Origin of the sequence: Candidatus Chlorohelix allophototropha (assembly GCF_030389965.1) — a bacterium.
GTDB lineage: Bacteria > Chloroflexota > Chloroflexia > Chloroheliales > Chloroheliaceae > Chlorohelix > Chlorohelix allophototropha.
Map to the genome: position 1 here is coordinate 132,907 of NZ_CP128399.1, position 16,581 is coordinate 149,487.

Below are 16,581 nucleotides of genomic sequence, written 5' to 3' on the forward strand. Positions count from 1 at the left end.
TTAATATTGGTTTATGCGCCATCGGCACACTGTAGTAATGCGCGAATCGGGGCAAAACTGCGGCGATGATGCGGCGTAATTCCAAGACGGTTTAGCCCTGCTATGTGTTCGGGCGTACCGTATCCAACATTATTTTCCCAGCCGTAGCCGGGATAACGCGCTGCCAGTTTGTACATCAGCCCATCGCGGCAAACTTTAGCGATTACCGATGCACAGGCAATGGAGAGGCACAGCGCATCGCCCTTCACAATGGCAGTTTGCTGTTCCAAACCCAGTTCTTTTACCCGCAAGCCATCTACCAGCAAATGATCGTATGTGCCGATTCTACGCAAGGCGCGTTTCATTGCCAGTGCGGTAGCCCCTCGGATATTGAAGCGTTCGATTTCGGCAGGGGAGGCTGCTCCTATACCGTAGGCAACCGCTGTTTGGCGAATGCTCGAAACAAGGCGCACACGCGCTTCACGCGATAGCATTTTGCTGTCACGTACACCGGCTAACCGGGACAGGGCTTTTTCATCATTGGGCAAGATTACCGCTGCTGCTACTACACTGGCAGTATATGCGCCACGCCCAACTTCATCCAAGCCTACCAGTCGGGTTTTTCCCTCTAGCCAAAGGGCTTGTTCAAATTCAAGATTTGGAAATATTGGCATTAGTAAGAATTCTTTGTTGACATCAATCTAAGCAAAGTTTACACTTTGCCTGTCCGTTTCGCAACCTAGAGAGCGTATAATTATGGATATGCACCTACCAGACTCAAAAGCCCGCAAAAAATTAGGCGACTTGGGAGAGCGTTTGGCTTCCGAGAAATTAGCGGCGGTGGGTTACAAAATTATAGAGGCAAACTGGCGCTGCCGTTATGGTGAATTTGACCTAGTGGCGTGGCATGGAAAGTGCCTTGTTTTCGTGGAAGTGCGAACAAGGCGCGGTGATCAATCCGGTAGCCCTGAAGAGTCGTTGACACCCCGGAAGTTGCGAACCCTACACCTGTTGGGTGATTTATATCTACAAGCTCATCCTGAATTATATGATGAACATGGTGAGCCACCGGAATGTCGCTACGATTTGGTAGCGGTACAATTCAACCGGAGTGGCTTACTTGAACGGCTTGAAGTGGTTGAGAACATTCTGGAGGGTTGATTTGGGTTTAGTGCTGTGCTAACCTGAATAATATATATGTTTTTAATACTGCCTTTTGCCTAATACCAATCAGGAATATAAATAAAATGACTATAGATTTTGCTAATAATAGAATAATTAATTCTTTTGGTGAGCTTGAATCTGCGCTCGCCGAAAAAGCCGCACATTTGCAAAGTATCTTGCTTGCAATGGAGTCGGTACTGGTCGCTTATAGCGGTGGCGTTGACAGTGCGCTCTTGCTCAAAGTTGCCGACCTGACGCTAGGTTCTGAGAATGCGGCAGGTTGCCTTGCAATTTCGCCAAGCATTCCACCTCGTGAGATTGAGCTTGCCCGCAAGCATGCCGAAGAAATGGGGGTGCGGCTGATTATCACGCAGACCAACGAAATGGAGCGCGCCGGATATGTAGAAAACAGCCCACAACGCTGTTATTTCTGCAAAAACACGCTTTTTTCGGAATTGGGTGAAATAGCGGCGAGTGGCAGATTTAAATTTATCGCCGATGGGTTTAACCTGGACGATATGGGCGATTATCGCCCCGGCATGCGGGCTGCCAAAGAGTTGCAAGTGCGTAGCCCCTTGCAAGAAGCGAGTTTGAGTAAAGCAGATATTCGCGTTCTATCCAAGGCGCTAGGTTTGCCCACTTGGAACAAACCGGCAGCGGCATGCCTCAGTTCACGTATTCCCTACGGCACTGCTGTTACGGTTGAGGCTCTGGAGATGATAGGTAAAGCGGAAGAACTGCTACAGGATTTGGGCTTTAGCGGGGTGCGCGTGCGCCACTACGATAAAATGGCACGCCTCGAAGTTTCGCCCGCCGATTTGCCTCTTTTTGTGCAAGAACCCATCCGTACTCAGGTAACTGAGGGTTTGCACCGACTCGGTTATAGTTATGTAGCGCTTGACCTAGATGGCTATCGCACCGGAAGCCTGAACGAAGTAATTCAGATTAAGCGAAAGACGACGACACAGTCGTGAATTTCTTTATCAAGCGCGCAGCACTGGCGAACATCGAGCAACTGGCGCGAGAAGGCTTTCCTTATGAGATTTGCGGTTTTCTGGGCGGTAGTGTGCTGGGTCAGGCAATTGAGCTAAAGCCCACCCGCAATATCTCAGGGCAACCGCAAGTAGAATACAATATAGCGCCAGAGCAAACGCTGGAAACTTTACTGGCGTTTGAGGTGCGTGGCATGAAATTGACCGGGGTTTACCATTCGCACCCGCGCTATCCTGCCCGTCCTAGCCAAACCGATATACGGCTGGCAGATTTACCGGGTGTGATGTACCTGATTACCTCGGTTTATGAAAACAATAACGGCACTTTAGACTGTGAGACGCGCGCTTATCGAATTGAGAAGGGACGCGCTCACGAAACTAAACTTGAAGTGATTTAAAATGGCGAAACAAACTGTAGAAAAACAAGCCGCTAAAAAGCCTCAGCGCAACGCTTTTAGCGACCGCAATTGGGAAGTCCTGTTTATTACCTTTGTATTCTTTCTATCGGTGGTGGCAACAGGGGTAATGGTATTAGTTTCGGTGCAGCAAGAAGTATTCCGCATCATCCCTGCCGCTGCACTACTGGCAATGGTTGAGTTGTGGCTCTTGTTCACAATTCCTTTATATAGCCGACTCTCATTTTGGGGGTCGCTAATATTTATTGCTACATTTCTTTTCTTTGCAGTTCCGGCGGCGGTTCTGAATCTTTTACCGGACATCTGGATCGTGATTACTTGGCTATTTGTTGTCGTTTCAGGGGTGTGTTTTGTACTAATGTTCCGGCAAAAAGCGCTTTTCTTGCCGCCTCCCCCGGTACGGAATCACTCGAAAAAGACTCCTGAACAGCCGCATAGTTCAAAACAATGATAAAAATGGATTAATAAATATTTAGACATGTAGTACGTTGTAGCTATTGAATATTAACATCTAATGTTTTACAATATAATTAGTAAAGAAAAAATAGAAATAATTTATATGAACTTAATCTCTCCTCCTCTCAAAGAGGCTCACCAATGGTAGCGGGTGAGCCTTTTTGAGTTTTAAAGGCTTTTTAGTGTAATATAAGCTTTGAAGTTTTACTCTAAGGGTCATACTTTTCAAAATGAGCAGGGAATCCATATATGTTTGACAGACGAGAGAGGGATTATTTGCGACCCAAAGGTCCTACTATGGGTTGCGCCGATGTTACCATTATCTCTATTGCCGCTATCACTGCTTTTGTAATTCTAATCATGGTGTTAAGCCGAGCAGATTTTTCTAATCTAGTAGAGAATTTTGGGCGCAATAGTTCCCCGATAGTAGTTACACCTGTAACCACGACAGTTAGCCGCACTACTATTGCGATAATAGCGCCCTCGCCCACTTCAGTACCAAAACCAGTATCTACCGCAACTCCTACTCCTGCTCTTAAAAAACTGGCGTTGTTAACGAATTGTAATCTGCGCCCTGAACCTTCCACTACCAAAGGGACAAAGGGAGAATATCGTCCCGGCATTGTCTTTATAATTCTGGGGAATCTCACCCAAGCGGAAGGAATACGTTGGGTAAATGTAGAAGTGGATGATGGCTCTAAAAATCAGGGCTGGATGTGGGATATTTGCTTTAATTTGGGTTAAGCGGATGTAGTCACAAAATCACCTGATATTTCTACTATTTGTGAAATGATAGCGCAGTCATATGTCCAGAAGCCTACTGCACTATACCACCTAACTTTTTTTCAATTTGAAAGGAACTTTTATAAATGGCAACCCAACCCTCGCAACACGGCATTCAAACCCGCCTTATCCATGCGCCTCGTATAGCCGATGATACCACTGCCGTTAGTCCTCCCATTTACCAAACCAGCACTTTTCGAGTCAATAGCCCAGAAGAGGGTGCGGAATTATCAAATGTGATTGCGCCTGCCACGCTTTATGGGCGTTACGGTACGCCCAATACCAAACAAGTGGAAGCGGCGTTAGCTGATTTGGAGGGTTCGGAAGCGGCGCTGGCGGTTGGCTCAGGTATGGCGGCGGTCACCATCGCTTTGATGTCCAACCTGAAAGCGGGCGACCACCTGATTGCCCAAAATACCCATTACACCGCTACGCTAACACTCTTTACCCACACCTTGCCTTCTTACGGAGTAGCAGTGACGCTGGTGGATCAGCGCGACCCTGAAGCCTTTGCCCGTGCTGTTCGTCCAAATACAAAAATTATCTATACCGAATCGCCTACCAATCCCACTATGGATTTGACCGATCTGCAAATTACCGCCGAAATAGCGCATGCGGCGGGTGCGCTGGCTATTACCGATAACACTTTCGCCTCGACATGGAATCAGCGTCCGCTAGAGCTTGGCTATGATGTGGTGATACATAGCGCCACCAAGTATCTCAACGGGCATGCTGATGTGACGGCGGGGGTTATTCTGGGTAAGCAGGCTTTGATAGAGCGGGCGTGGGATTATGCGCGCGTGATGGGTCCGGTTTTGCACCCTTTCGAGGCGTGGCTATTGCAGCGCGGTCTGCGAACCTACGGTTTGCGAATGGCAGCGCACAACCGCAATGCGCTGGAAGTGGCGCATTATCTGGAAAAGCATCCGGCGGTAGCGCAAGTCTTTTATCCGGGCTTGCCCTCGCACCCGCAGCACGAATTAGCAAAACGCCAGATGAAGGGCGGTTTCGGCGGGATGCTTGCTTTTGATATGAAAGGTGGCTTTGACGCAGCCTATCGCCTAATCGGGCGCACCAAAATTTGTGTGCTGGCGGTCAGTTTGGGTGGCGTGGAGACGCTTATTACGCATCCTGCCTCGATGGTACATTCGCGCCAGACTGAGGAAGAATTGCGCGCTGCCGGGATTCTGCCGGGACTTATTCGGCTCTCGGTGGGGGTAGAAGATGTAGCGGATATTATCGCCGACCTTGAGCAAGCGCTGGCAAACTGAAAATCGGATGCGTAGGTAACTCAGACAAGGGGCTTAAACCCCTTGTTACCAGATTTATGGAGGATGAGGGGTTATTTTGTTTTAACCAACTCCAGCAAGGTTTGTTCGAGATTATCCAGTCCAGTTATCGCCACATTCCCCAACGTCTGTCTCAATTTCTGGCACTCTTCTATGCTTTTATCTGCCGCTACTACCAACAGAAATTTATTTTCAAGACCCAACGGTTTGACCCGTTTAACCCATTCCTCCAACTCTTCCTTGTCTGGCTTCAGCTTCGCCTCCACACAATAAACTTTCTTCCCCAATGCAAACAGCACATCCAGTTCGCGTTTAGCCCCATCCTTGCAGGTAATTTCCACGTTTGACCATATCTTGAACTGTTGCTTGCTATTTTCGCCATAAGGTTCCACAATGCGGACTATCTCATGTCTTACAGAGCTTTCCAGCCACGCCCCATTTATAAACTTTTTCTCCGTGCCACTGGCTTTTATCTGCACCTTGAAATCAGGCGAACCATGATAGCTGTATTCCTCTAATAGTCCGGCAACTTTGAGCAGATGGCAAAACTGGCGGATTATTTTCTTATGCGCTGGTACAATTTCCTTGAGGCTGTAACTGAAAGCTTCTTGAGGCGCATTTAGATTGCGCTTGAGCAAATTGTAGAGTTCCTCGCAAGCCGCGTAATTATGTCCTAGATATACCGCTAATCGTTCCAATTTGGGATCAGTTTCTGTTTTTGATTTATCCAGCGTTATATTGTGTTTCTCCAGATACTGACGCAGCACAATCGGTTCGGCGAGTATCGGTGCGGGCTTAGCTGCTGGATTTTGCTGCGTGGTGGCAACCTTGGTCGCTGGAGAAATTGCTCCATTCTTTGGTGGGTTTGTGATATTTTGCTGAGTTGTAACAACTTTGGTCTCGGTCTTGACTGTACCGTTTTGTAATGGTGCGGTAGGAGAAACCGGAGCGAGTTTTTCCAAGGAGGCAGCGATACGCTCCAAGGCGTTGGCTATGCGCTTGAGTTCAGGGGTAAGGGTAGGTGTTTCTGGTTCGTTTGCCAGGCTTTCCTCAAGGAAAGCTACCAGCAAGGGCAGGATTGATTTTTTTGTCACTCATACGCCTTTCATTCATTACCCCTTGAAAAGGCAATTAGGCTGGAATTGTTGGTTGTTTAAACTGTTACTAAACTATCTCAATTATAACCAACAGGTTAGGCTGGCACAAGCTTGAACCTAAAAATCGGTTTTTGAGGAAATTGGCTGGAAAAGCCGCATGCCTATTGACAACGAACAAATATTCGTATATGATTAGAACATAAAATCTGAAAGATACATAAAAGCGTATCCTCTTCCCGACACAATCTTAGCCCACCTGCTCACAAGGTGGGCTTTCACTTTTTTTGCAGGAATATGATATAATAGACACGAATCTTGAACATTAATTCTCATGTTGAGGTTTCATATGACTGCTGCCCCTGCCCACCTAGATAATTCTACTCCCACCCCGCGCTTTAGCGTGCTGAGTGGCGTGGTTGAGCGCATCACTTTTCAGAACGAAGATAACGGCTGGACTGTCGCTAAAGTTCAACCTGACAAAGGGCGCAAAGACGAACTGGTGACGATTGTCGGCAATTTGCCTTCGCTAGCGCCGGGCGAGAGCCTCGAAATGGAAGGCTTCTGGATTTCCAACCCCACTTACGGCAAACAATTCAAAATCGAGCAATACCGGGTGCTTTTACCCGCCACTATAACGGGCATTCAGAAATATCTGGGTAGCGGGCTTATTAAGGGCGTAGGACCTAAAACCAGCGAGAAGATTGTCAACAAGTTTGGGATGGAAACGCTGAACATTCTGGAAATTCAACCGGAGCGTTTGGCGGAAGTGCCGGGTTTGGGCATGAAAAAAGCCGAGATTATCAGGAAAGCATGGGATGAGCAGAAAGCCATTAAGGAAGTAATGGTTTTTTTGCAAGGACACGGTATCAGCGCCGCGCTGGCAGTAAAAATATACCGCGAGTACAAAGATGCCTCTATCGTGGTGGTCAAGAATGAGCCTTACCGTTTGGCGCGTGACGTTTTCGGCATTGGCTTCAAAACCGCCGATAAAATCGCTTCGGGCATGGGTGTGGCGAAGGACGACCCCGAACGCTTGAAAGCGGGCTTGCTCTACACCCTCAGCGAAGCCAGCGACGATGGGCATGTGTTCCTGCCCCGCGAGGAATTGCTCAAGAACGGCACAGAACTGCTGGAAGCTGCCTCTGAACAGGTTGAGCAGGCGCTTGAAGCGTTGGTGGAGGAGCAGGGCGTTGCCAATGAGCGCATTTACAATCTCAAGGAAATCCCCACCCTCAAACCTGATTCGCCCGCTTTAGCCGATGTGGACGAGTGGGAGCGCAGTTTGCATGAAGAACGCGCCCCCTATGTTGTTGCAACGCCTGAGCCACAGAACGCGGAAATTCCCCTCGAAGCAATTTACTTGCCACCTTTTCGCAATGCCGAGATGGGTATCAGCGCAGGAGTTTTGCGATTGCGTGGCGCAACCCATGACCGCCTCACCTCTTTCAAATCCGCTGCTTTCGATGTGGTTTTTTCCTACCTGTCGGATAAAGATGGGCTGGTGTTGAATGAGAAGCAGAAAGAAGCGGTGCAACTGGCGTTAACCGAGAAGGTAAGCGTGTTGACAGGTGGACCCGGCACAGGCAAAACCACTTCGATGCGTGCACTTTTGCGAGTTTTGCAGGTGAAGCGCAAGAAGGTGGTTTTGGCTGCACCCACCGGACGCGCCGCTAAGCGTCTTTCCGAAACCACCGGGGCAAGCGCGACCACTATTCACCGCCTGCTGGAATTGCGTCCGGGTGGGAAAGCGGCTTTTGACCGCGAACGCCCGTTGGATGCGGATATGGTTATCGTGGATGAAGCCAGCATGCTGGATGTACTGCTCATGAATAACCTGCTCAAGGCTGTGCCAAGTGGGGCGCATTTGCTGCTGGTGGGCGACACCGACCAATTGCCGAGCGTGGGCGCGGGTAATGTGCTGGGTGATATTGTAAATAGCGGGGTTGTGCCGGTGGTGCGCCTCGACCAGATTTTCAGGCAAGGCGCAGACAGTGCGATAGTCACCAACGCGCACCGCATCAACAGTGGTCAGATGCCGCAAGTCGGACGCGATATAGCCGATTTCTTTTTCTTCGTGGAGGACGACACCGAGAAAGCCGCCGACCTGATTGTGGAACTGGTTTCAAAGCGCATTCCCGCGCGTTTCGGCGTAAATTCGGTACGCGATATTCAGGTACTTGCGCCAATGCATCGCTCTCGCGCCGGAGTGGGCGAGCTTAATAATTTGCTGCAAGAAACGCTCAATCCCGCTTCCGAACGCAAACGCGAGCGGCGTTGGGGTGGTCGCCTGTTCCGCGAGGGCGACAAGGTGATGCAACTCAAGAATAATTACGAGAAGTTGGTGTTTAACGGTGACGGCGGCTATATCACCCTCATCAACCATGAAGACCAGTTTGTGAGAGTTGCGCTGGAAGACGGACGCGAGGTGGAGTACGATTTCGCCGAACTGGACGAGCTTTCGCTGGCTTACTGCGTTTCGGTACATAAGAGTCAGGGTTCAGAATACCCGGTGGTGGTGATGCCGCTGCTAACCAGCCATTACCCCATGCTACAGCGCAACCTTGTCTATACCGCCATAACCCGCGCCAAAAAGGTGGTGGTGTTGGTGGGTAGCAAACGTGCCCTCGCTATGGCTATCAAGAACGACCGCACCGGGCGACGCTATACCGGACTCGCCCCTCGCCTCAAGGATTTCGCGCCAAATAAGCAATTATAATATTAGAGTAGTAATTTCATGACAACCGTTGAAACTTGTCCAAATTGTAAGAAACCCTTTAATCAAGATTCTACTAGCTCCCATGCTCCTATTTTAGTATGCTCGAATTGTGGAGCTAGCTTATTTAAGCAAAGCATCACTGCAAATATTATTTCAAAACCTAAAATAGTTTTAAAAGCAAAAAATGGCGGTAAGGGTAAACCCTTTATTGAAATCATAGTTGGTTATGATTGGTCTCAGGCACTAAAGCGCTTTGTTAATAAATATAGGCTTGTTGATCGTCACAGTAATAAATATAAAGAAGTCATTAGTGATGGTGAAACTGATAATGTAATTCACTTTTGCGAAGAACCCTTAAACGAGCATCAAGATCGGGGTACCGCTAAACTTAAAAAAAGTCCTGATTAATATACTCTTTTTGAGTTGAAAACTGAATCAAAAAAGCAGGACTTTCTCAAGCCCTGCCGTTTCTACGTGTTCAGTTATGCTGAAATTAGCCCAGAACCGCGATGAGTTGCTCAATCGCGAAATCGAGGTCGGCTTTCTCGATGACCAGCGGTGGAAGCAGACGCAATACGTTCGGTCCGGCGGGTAACGCCAGCACGCTCCTTTCCAACAAGGCTTTCAGGTAAGGCACGACCTTCTGCTTTAACTCGATGCCGGTAATCAGCCCACGTCCGCGAATTTCACGCACCACATCGCCCTTTTCCGCAAGCGGCTCAAGGCGAGAGCGCAGATAATCGCCCATCTCGGTGGCGCGTTCCTCCAGTTTGTTATCCTGCATAAACTGGATGGCGGCGATAGCGGCGGCGCAAGCCAATGGGTTACCGCCAAAGGTTGTGCCATGCGTACTTTTTTGCAGTTCGCCGAACTTCTCGTCAATTAGCACCGCGCCCATCGGCATGCCGCCCCCGATGGCTTTCGCCAGCGCCATGATGTCGCCCCGCACGCCCTCATGGTCGCCACCCCAAAACTTGCCGGTTCGGCAGAAGCCGGTCTGAATCTCATCCAAAATCAGCAGCACTCCCGTTTCGTCGCAAAGCTGGCGCAACTCGCGCAGGTATCCGGCGGGCGGTATATGCACCCCACCCTCACCTTGAATCGGCTCAACCAGAATTGCGGCGGTATTTTCAGTAATGGCGTTGCGCAACGGCTCGATTTTGCCGTAAGGTACGTGGCTGAAGCCCGGCACTAACGGCATGAAAGGCTCGCGATACTTTTTCTCCCACGTTGCGCTCAGCGCACCCATCGAGCGACCGTGAAAGCTGCGTACAGTGGCGATGATATCGGTTTTGCTTGTAATGAGGCGGGCAAACTTGATGGAAGCCTCTATCGCCTCTGTACCGCTGTTGCACAGGAACACTCGGCGTAATCCGGCGGGGGCAACCTCGACCAATTTTCGCAAAAGTTCGGCACGCTTATCGTTGTAGAAAATCTCAGGGCAAGTAATCAAACGTTTAGCCTGTTCCTCGATGGCTTTCACCACCAATGGGTTGCAGTGACCTACGTTTGCCACGCCCTGACCACCCACGCAATCCACATAGCGATTGCCTTTATCGTCCCACAGTATAGCCCCTTCCCCTCGCACGATATTTACTTCGCGCTTGGGATATACGCCCACTTCAAGGCTATCTTCGGTGGCTCTGATTTGATCTACAACATCAAGCGTTTCGGACATTTTTCCCTCCATCAAACTCAGGGGATAGTAACCCGTTTCAGAAAACAGGTCATCCAGAATGATTAACTGATCACTGTGCCATTGTGCGCTATTGCGGCGGAAATGGGTTTATCTACCCGCGCATCGGCGAAAATTACCTCTTTTACGCCTTCTTGCAACGCTTCCGATGCGCCCATTACCTTTTTCTTGAAGCGCCCTTCGGCAAAGCTCATGCTCTCTTCCACAAAGGCTTTTTCAATATGGGTGATGAGCGAGCTTTCGTCCTTCACGTCACGCAACAAGCCCGGCACGTTGCTCAAAATGATAAGCTGGTCAACTCCCAGTGAAGAAGCAATAATAGCGGCGGCGCGATCTCCATCTACGTTGATTGCCTCGCCCGCGTAGCTAATAGCGGGAGGCGTTACTACCGGCAAATAGCCGTTATCCAGCAGCAGGGTGAGCAACCCGGTATTGACCTTTTCCACTTTGCCGGTGAAATCGTCCCGCAAAATGCGCTTGCGCCCCTCGCTGTCGATGATTTTAATGGCATCCTTGCGCGTGCCTTCCAGCAACCGCCCGTCAATCCCGCTCAAGCCTACCGCGTTTACGCCCTTTGCCTGTAGCATTTCCACGATGCGCTTGTTGACCTTACCGCAATAAACCATCTCGAAGATTTCGAGGGTCTCGCGATCGGTATAGCGGCTTTCGTAGCCCGAAACGCTGGTTACAAACTTGGGCGGGTGTCCCAGTTTTTCGCTGAGGACGTTGGTTTCGTAAGAACCTCCATGTACCAGCACAATTTTCTGCCCGGCAGCATGCAATTCGGCTAAATCTGCGGTCACCGCCTCGTAATTAATTCCTTTTCCGCCCCCAACTTTTACGACTATCATTTGTCTTTTCTCTTAGGCTAAAAATTTATTCAACATTACCAGCGCGGTGAGATACCGCGCCGTTTGCTCAATTCCACCGAGAGTAGGTAGGTAGCTTTGCGTTCGCCAATATCCTCAGCCTTCTTGGTGTAATAGTAAATAGCCCCATCGGGCGTGTCCACTCTTCCTGCCAATGCCATATCAGTTTGTACCTGCCAAAGATATTCTTCGGCGGGTCGCATCGCGATACGATAGATAATCTGGCAAATGGTGCGTTTATCCAATTGTAAGAGCGAGTCTATCAAATCGTGTTTCTCGATATAATCGAAAGCCTGCTCGACATAGCTTACTGCCTCGTCTCTGGAGAACAACAAATTTTCGGCAGCGTTTGCGAACTGCTTGATAATCCAGTTTTCGATATTTTGTCGCCCTAGGTATTCTATCCAGTCCATATGCCAGTCTTTCTGTTACAATCGCTCTTCAAAAAATCAGCTATCAGGCAGGGTGTAGCCCGGTAAATTCAAGACTCAGCGTCTCGTCCCACCCAAACATGAGGTTCATCGCCTGTACGCAGTTACCCGCCGCCCCTTTAACGAGGTTATCAATTGCTGAGATAACCACCAGCGCATTGCTGTTCTCGTCTTTTTCGAACCCTATGTCGCAGTAATTTGAGCCGCTCAGAATCTTGGGCTGTGGGTAGCGATAAATCCCCTCTTTGGTTTTGACGATGCGTATAAATGGTTCACTGCCGTATGCCTGACGATACACCTTCCAAATGTCTTTCTCTTGCAAATTTTCTTTCAGGAAAACGTGACAGGTGGCAAGGATGCCGCGCACCGCCTCGACTGAGGTAACGGTGAGGTGGATATTGGGTTTTGCGCCGAAGCTAAGCTCCTGAATAATTTCGGCGCTGTGGCGGTGTCCGGTAGCTTGATAAATTCGGCTTACTCCGCTACGTTCCGGGTGATGTCCCGAAAGGCTTGGTTTGTTACCCGCCGCGCTAGAGCCGATTTTAGTTTCAGCCACTATAATATTGGTATCTACCAGCCCGTGTTTAAATAAGGGCATCAAGCCCAACGCCACCGCGGTAGCGGAACAACCCGCCCCGGTAACGTAATTGCTCTCCCGGATTTGCTCACGATGCAATTCGGGGATACCGTACACGAATTTGGAGAGCCATTCCTTGTTGGGGTGTTCATGCTCATACCATTTCGGGTAATCGGTGGGGTCGCGTAGGCGAAAATCGGCGGAAAGGTCGATAATGCGCGGCGCAAGTTGGGCGAACTTGTCAATTTTGCCCATCGCCGAGCCATGTGGAAGCGCCAAAAACAACACATCACATTCCTCAAGCTGAGTCATGGAGATGAATTTGAGTTCGGTGCGTTTGCGTAGGTTAGGGTGAATGATGTGAACAAACTTGCCGCTGTTGGTTTCGCTGGTAATCTGCGTCACTTCCACATGGGGATGTCCAAGCAGAATTCGCAACAACTCGCCCCCAGTGTAACCGCTACCGCCAACTATGCCTACTCTAATCTTGCTGCCAGACAATTTTTCTATCTCCTGATTTCAAGAATAACGGGAATCAGGCTAACTTCATCCCGTTTCCCTCATTCTATATTTATGAATGCTTACCTGCTCCTACTTCCAACACATAATCCACCACTCTGGCAGGGATATTGACCCCGGTGGTGTCGATGCTGTTGCGGAATTCCATTGTGTAATTGACTTCGATTACTAGGAAGCCTCGGTTTTTGTCTTCTACCACGTCGATTGCTACTACGCCACCACCTACTGCTTTGGCAGCACGCACGCAAATATCGTTAAGCTCCGGCGTTATGGGGCAATTAGTAGCTTCCCCGCCCCGCGCCGTATTGGTAATCCAGTGAGGGCTGCGGCGATAAATAGCGCAGATGGTTTCACCGCCTACCACGAAGGCGCGAATATCGCGTTCGGGTTTGGCAATATACTCTTGCACATAGAAAATGCTATGTTCGTAATGACCCAGCGTTTCCTTGTGTTCCAGAACAGCTTCGGCGGCTTCGCGATCGTTGAGTTTTGCTAACAAGCGTCCCCATGAACCCACCGGTGGTTTGATTACTACCGGATAGCCCAGTTCTTCAATCGCTTGCAAAGCCGACTCGGGGGTAAAAGCCAGTTTGGTGACAGGGCTTGCCACACCAGCGTGAATCAATGCTTGGGTGGTAAGAAATTTATTGCCGCAAACGTTCGCCACGTGATAGGTGTTGACGGTGGGAATACCCCAGTCGTTCAATATTTTGAGAGCGTAGAGGGCGCGGCTGTGGTTAATACAGCGTTCCACTACCACATCATATTCAAAAGGTTTTTTCTCAAGGTCAAAAACCAGTTCCGGATCGTAGAGACGATCAAACCCAATGCCGCGCTTTTCAAACTCGGCAAAAAGTAATTTTTCTTCCACTCTGACCCGCGAAAGCAGCATGCCGATCTTCATGGTTTATTCGCCCCAATCCTCTTCTTCTTCGGGCGCTACCGCCAGTTCTATCGGGTTGACACTGACTACTTCCAGTTCTGCGCCACAATCGGGGCATTGTACGATTTCCCCTTTTTCTACATTCGCAGCGAGAGTCAAGGTTGCGCCGCATTCAGGACATTCAGCTGGCATTTTCACATCTCCTTTTACAATGAATTTAGAGCTATTTTGACCATGATAATATAACAAAAAAACGACACTTTCGCCCATTTTTATAAGGACGAATGTGTCGCACAAAGCAATCACCTAATTCGTGTTACCACCTTACTTCGCTGCGCACCTTACGGTAAGCAGCCTCGCCCGGTTTATACCAACCGGCGCTCTATAACGGGAGCATCCCGAACGGTTCTACTTTCTGGCGGCATTACTCCGCAAAATTTCTTCCGTTAGCTCGGCGGTCTTTCTCGAAGCGACATGCTGACCACCCTTACAGCGCTTGGGGTGGCTCTCTGGTAGCTATGCCACAGCTTCTAACTATCCGCGTCTTGGCTTTGTTAGCCTGTGAAAATTCGATTTTTGAGATTTTACATCACTGCCGCAGGTGAGTCAAACCTAAAAAAGTTTTTACAAATCCGAATTTTATGCTATTTACTTTTCCACAAGCCTGTTCTAAAATGTAAATATAGCTGTGTGGGGAGCAGCTCACGTTTGTAGTATGAGTCTCAGCAAAGCCCCGTATTGTTTTAGTTCTCCTTAGCAATGCCGGTCAACCATATACTTAAAACTTTGAGCCCCCCTGCTCTCACAGTCTTTTCAATCTGACAGACAGATTGAACGCGCTCCACTCCTTTGTGGGGCTTTTGGTCATATAATCGACCAAACCTTATCCTAACGGGATGGTGAAGCCATGAAGAAGTATGAAAAAGAGATACGCGAAATTCTGGAGAAGATGGATACTTTTATTCCTGAAACTCCTTCTCAAGAAAAAGAGCGTGAGCGTGAGCCTAAAAAGAAACCAACCAATATTGGCGTTTTACAGCCTATGCCACCGCGCCCGATACGCGCAAAGCAATCTTTCGGGGCGGGCTTTAGCAAATGGCTGCGTGATAATAAAATTACCGGTAGTTTAGCCTATCTTATTTCTGGATTCTTCTTTATTATTCTCGGTTTGATGGTGCGCGAGAATTTCAGTAGTATCCAAATCGTGGCGCAATTGTTGGTGCTAACCGGCTTTGTGTTTTACATCGCACCTATTTTCATTCGATTTTTCGGTGGAAACCCTGATAAAGACTCTTCAACTCAATACTGGCGCGGTGATTTGGTTGAGCATGATTCGGTCTTTACTTGGCAAAAGCTAAAGAGTTTGATCAGCGGGGGACGTAAACGGGGGGGAAATGATCCCTGGAATCGTCGCAACCGCTGGTAAAGGACTTTCCGGATTTTTATCCCCTTCCTGTGAAAACCGGAAGGGTTTTTTTATCCCCTTGACCAATGTAGCAAGTTGGCACGTACCAAATCTTCGGCTATCAAATCTTCGTTGAGTTGCAACAGATGAGGCATGGTGATGTAAATATGGCTTTTGTAGCGTGGTAGTTCATGCTCTGCTCTGCCTTCCGCTACTTGTCGGTCATGTTCAAGTTTGGCGTAGCGACTGAAGCCGTAGCGATTGTTGATTTCAGCGTGAAAAGCAGTCGGTTTTAGCGGATTCATGCCGGATTTAATCAGCAGGTAACAGGCACGGCTGACAGTTTCAAAAACCCGATCACTCTGCGGCATAGGCAGATACATCAACTGTGGGTCTAGTTGGAAAGCTACCATCCCATAACTGGAAGAACCGCCCGAAACATACCCCATCAAGCTGAGCGTGCGTCCGCTCACCACCTGTTCAATCTGGTCAACCACATAATTCTCATCCAGTTGTCCCAGTATTTCGCGGGCGTGGTGTTCGAGCGCACCGTGTTGCTCAAGGGTAGTGCCGGGCAATATACCTGCCACTGTGTTGTAGGTGAACTTGCCAAGCATCAGGTTATTGTTTTGATCGCGTGTATCCCAAAGATTGCCGGTAGGGCTATGCAGTGAGCCGAAGTATTCAATCGCCCTCTGCAAAGCCGCCCGTACAATTTCAGAATTCAAGCCTGAACCCGCTTCAAGATTCAGTTCAAGGCTATCCAACGTTATTTGCATCAGAGAATCAAGCGCAATCTGAAAGTGTGTTAACCACGCTAAACAGTTTCAACCGTGACGCTTGTCATTTTGTCGCCGCGCCGGATTTTTTGCACTTCATCCATTCCTTCGGTTACTTGACCAAACACGGTGTATTGTCGGTCGAGGAAAGGTGCGGGAGCAAGGCAGATGTAGAACTGGCTACCGGCGCTATTGGGGTCGCTGGCGCGTGCCATTGCCAGAGTTCCGGTAACATGTTTGCGCTCGTTGAATTCTGCCTTGATTTTGTAGCCGGGACCGCCAGTGCCATCTCCGTTCGGGTCGCCACCCTGCACCACAAAGCCCGGTTCTACCCGGTGGAAATTCAAGCCGTTGTAAAAGCCGGAATTTGAGAGTTTCTCGAAGTTAGCTACTGTGGCTGGGGCGCTATCGGGATAAAGCTCAATTTTAATCGTACTACCGTTTGCTAGCTGGATAGTAGCAATTTTTGTCGCCATCGTGTTTTATCTCCTATTCTTAAAAAAATAAGCAACTGGGACAACTCCTTACGC

Annotated in this window: 19 protein-coding genes; 9 read left to right on the forward strand and 10 right to left on the reverse strand. The window is 49.1% G+C overall.

Annotated features, from left to right (window positions below; genetic code table 11):
* Positions 1–11: 11 nt before the first annotated feature.
* Positions 12–653, reverse strand: a complete 642-nt coding sequence (locus OZ401_RS00590; RefSeq protein ID WP_341468766.1) for a ribonuclease HII — start codon at positions 651–653, stop codon at positions 12–14.
* Positions 654–735: 82 nt separating this feature from the next.
* Between OZ401_RS00590 and OZ401_RS00595 the strand changes: the two genes are divergently transcribed.
* The 6 genes from OZ401_RS00595 to OZ401_RS00620 all read left to right on the forward strand — a co-directional run bounded on the left by OZ401_RS00595 (position 736) and on the right by OZ401_RS00620 (position 5,061).
* Entirely contained in the window at positions 736–1,140 is a 405-nt protein-coding gene (locus tag OZ401_RS00595; protein WP_341468767.1) for a YraN family protein, read from the forward strand.
* Between the two features lie 86 nt (positions 1,141–1,226).
* Positions 1,227–2,117: an ATP-dependent sacrificial sulfur transferase LarE gene (gene larE / locus OZ401_RS00600; protein ID WP_341468768.1), complete on the forward strand. Its 891-nt coding sequence runs from the start codon at positions 1,227–1,229 to the stop codon at positions 2,115–2,117.
* On the forward strand, positions 2,114–2,533 hold the full coding sequence (locus tag OZ401_RS00605; protein ID WP_341468769.1) for a M67 family metallopeptidase: 420 nt from the start codon (positions 2,114–2,116) through the stop codon (positions 2,531–2,533). Before larE ends, OZ401_RS00605 begins: the two co-directional genes overlap by 4 nt.
* Before the next feature lies 1 nt (position 2,534).
* Positions 2,535–3,002 (forward strand): hypothetical protein, encoded by a 468-nt coding sequence (locus OZ401_RS00610; RefSeq protein ID WP_341468770.1) that lies wholly within the window; start codon positions 2,535–2,537, stop codon positions 3,000–3,002.
* Between the two features lie 254 nt (positions 3,003–3,256).
* Positions 3,257–3,751, forward strand: a complete 495-nt coding sequence (locus tag OZ401_RS00615; protein ID WP_341468771.1) for a hypothetical protein — start codon at positions 3,257–3,259, stop codon at positions 3,749–3,751.
* Positions 3,752–3,876: 125 nt separating this feature from the next.
* Entirely contained in the window at positions 3,877–5,061 is a 1,185-nt protein-coding gene (locus tag OZ401_RS00620; protein ID WP_341468772.1) for a trans-sulfuration enzyme family protein, read from the forward strand.
* A 71-nt stretch (positions 5,062–5,132) separates the two neighbouring features.
* Here OZ401_RS00620 and OZ401_RS00625 read toward each other — a convergent pair whose 3' ends face one another.
* Positions 5,133–6,173: a PDDEXK family nuclease gene (locus OZ401_RS00625; RefSeq protein ID WP_341468773.1), complete on the reverse strand. Its 1,041-nt coding sequence runs from the start codon at positions 6,171–6,173 to the stop codon at positions 5,133–5,135.
* 349 nt (positions 6,174–6,522) lie between these two features.
* On the opposite strand from OZ401_RS00625, the gene recD2 reads away from it, so the two are divergent.
* Complete coding sequence (gene recD2, locus OZ401_RS00630) at positions 6,523–8,892, forward strand: SF1B family DNA helicase RecD2 (protein ID WP_341468774.1); 2,370 nt, start codon at positions 6,523–6,525, stop codon at positions 8,890–8,892.
* A gap of 18 nt (positions 8,893–8,910) precedes the next feature.
* Entirely contained in the window at positions 8,911–9,300 is a 390-nt protein-coding gene (locus OZ401_RS00635) for a hypothetical protein (protein ID WP_341468775.1), read from the forward strand.
* Positions 9,301–9,385: 85 nt separating this feature from the next.
* Here OZ401_RS00635 and OZ401_RS00640 read toward each other — a convergent pair whose 3' ends face one another.
* From OZ401_RS00640 to lysW, 6 genes are all read right to left on the reverse strand, one after another.
* Positions 9,386–10,570 (reverse strand): aspartate aminotransferase family protein, encoded by a 1,185-nt coding sequence (locus tag OZ401_RS00640; protein ID WP_341468776.1) that lies wholly within the window; start codon positions 10,568–10,570, stop codon positions 9,386–9,388.
* A gap of 62 nt (positions 10,571–10,632) precedes the next feature.
* The gene (locus OZ401_RS00645; RefSeq protein WP_341468777.1) at positions 10,633–11,439 is read right to left on the reverse strand and encodes a [LysW]-aminoadipate kinase; all 807 of its coding nucleotides are present in this window, start codon (positions 11,437–11,439) and stop codon (positions 10,633–10,635) included.
* 35 nt (positions 11,440–11,474) lie between these two features.
* Positions 11,475–11,870, reverse strand: coding sequence for a hypothetical protein (locus tag OZ401_RS00650; RefSeq protein WP_341468778.1), 396 nt, complete (start codon positions 11,868–11,870; stop codon positions 11,475–11,477).
* A 43-nt stretch (positions 11,871–11,913) separates the two neighbouring features.
* Positions 11,914–12,966: an N-acetyl-gamma-glutamyl-phosphate reductase gene (gene argC, locus OZ401_RS00655; protein ID WP_341468779.1), complete on the reverse strand. Its 1,053-nt coding sequence runs from the start codon at positions 12,964–12,966 to the stop codon at positions 11,914–11,916.
* Positions 12,967–13,036: 70 nt separating this feature from the next.
* On the reverse strand, positions 13,037–13,888 hold the full coding sequence (gene lysX / locus OZ401_RS00660) for a lysine biosynthesis protein LysX (protein WP_341468780.1): 852 nt from the start codon (positions 13,886–13,888) through the stop codon (positions 13,037–13,039).
* 3 nt (positions 13,889–13,891) lie between these two features.
* Complete coding sequence (gene lysW, locus OZ401_RS00665) at positions 13,892–14,059, reverse strand: lysine biosynthesis protein LysW (RefSeq protein ID WP_341468781.1); 168 nt, start codon at positions 14,057–14,059, stop codon at positions 13,892–13,894.
* Between the two features lie 715 nt (positions 14,060–14,774).
* Between lysW and OZ401_RS00670 the strand changes: the two genes are divergently transcribed.
* Entirely contained in the window at positions 14,775–15,293 is a 519-nt protein-coding gene (locus tag OZ401_RS00670; RefSeq protein WP_341468782.1) for a hypothetical protein, read from the forward strand.
* Positions 15,294–15,343: 50 nt separating this feature from the next.
* Here OZ401_RS00670 and OZ401_RS00675 read toward each other — a convergent pair whose 3' ends face one another.
* Together OZ401_RS00675 and OZ401_RS00680 are read right to left on the reverse strand one after the other, a co-directional pair.
* Positions 15,344–16,051, reverse strand: coding sequence for a hypothetical protein (locus OZ401_RS00675; protein WP_341468783.1), 708 nt, complete (start codon positions 16,049–16,051; stop codon positions 15,344–15,346).
* A gap of 38 nt (positions 16,052–16,089) precedes the next feature.
* Positions 16,090–16,527: a peptidylprolyl isomerase gene (locus tag OZ401_RS00680; RefSeq protein ID WP_341468784.1), complete on the reverse strand. Its 438-nt coding sequence runs from the start codon at positions 16,525–16,527 to the stop codon at positions 16,090–16,092.
* Positions 16,528–16,581: the final 54 nt, after the last annotated feature.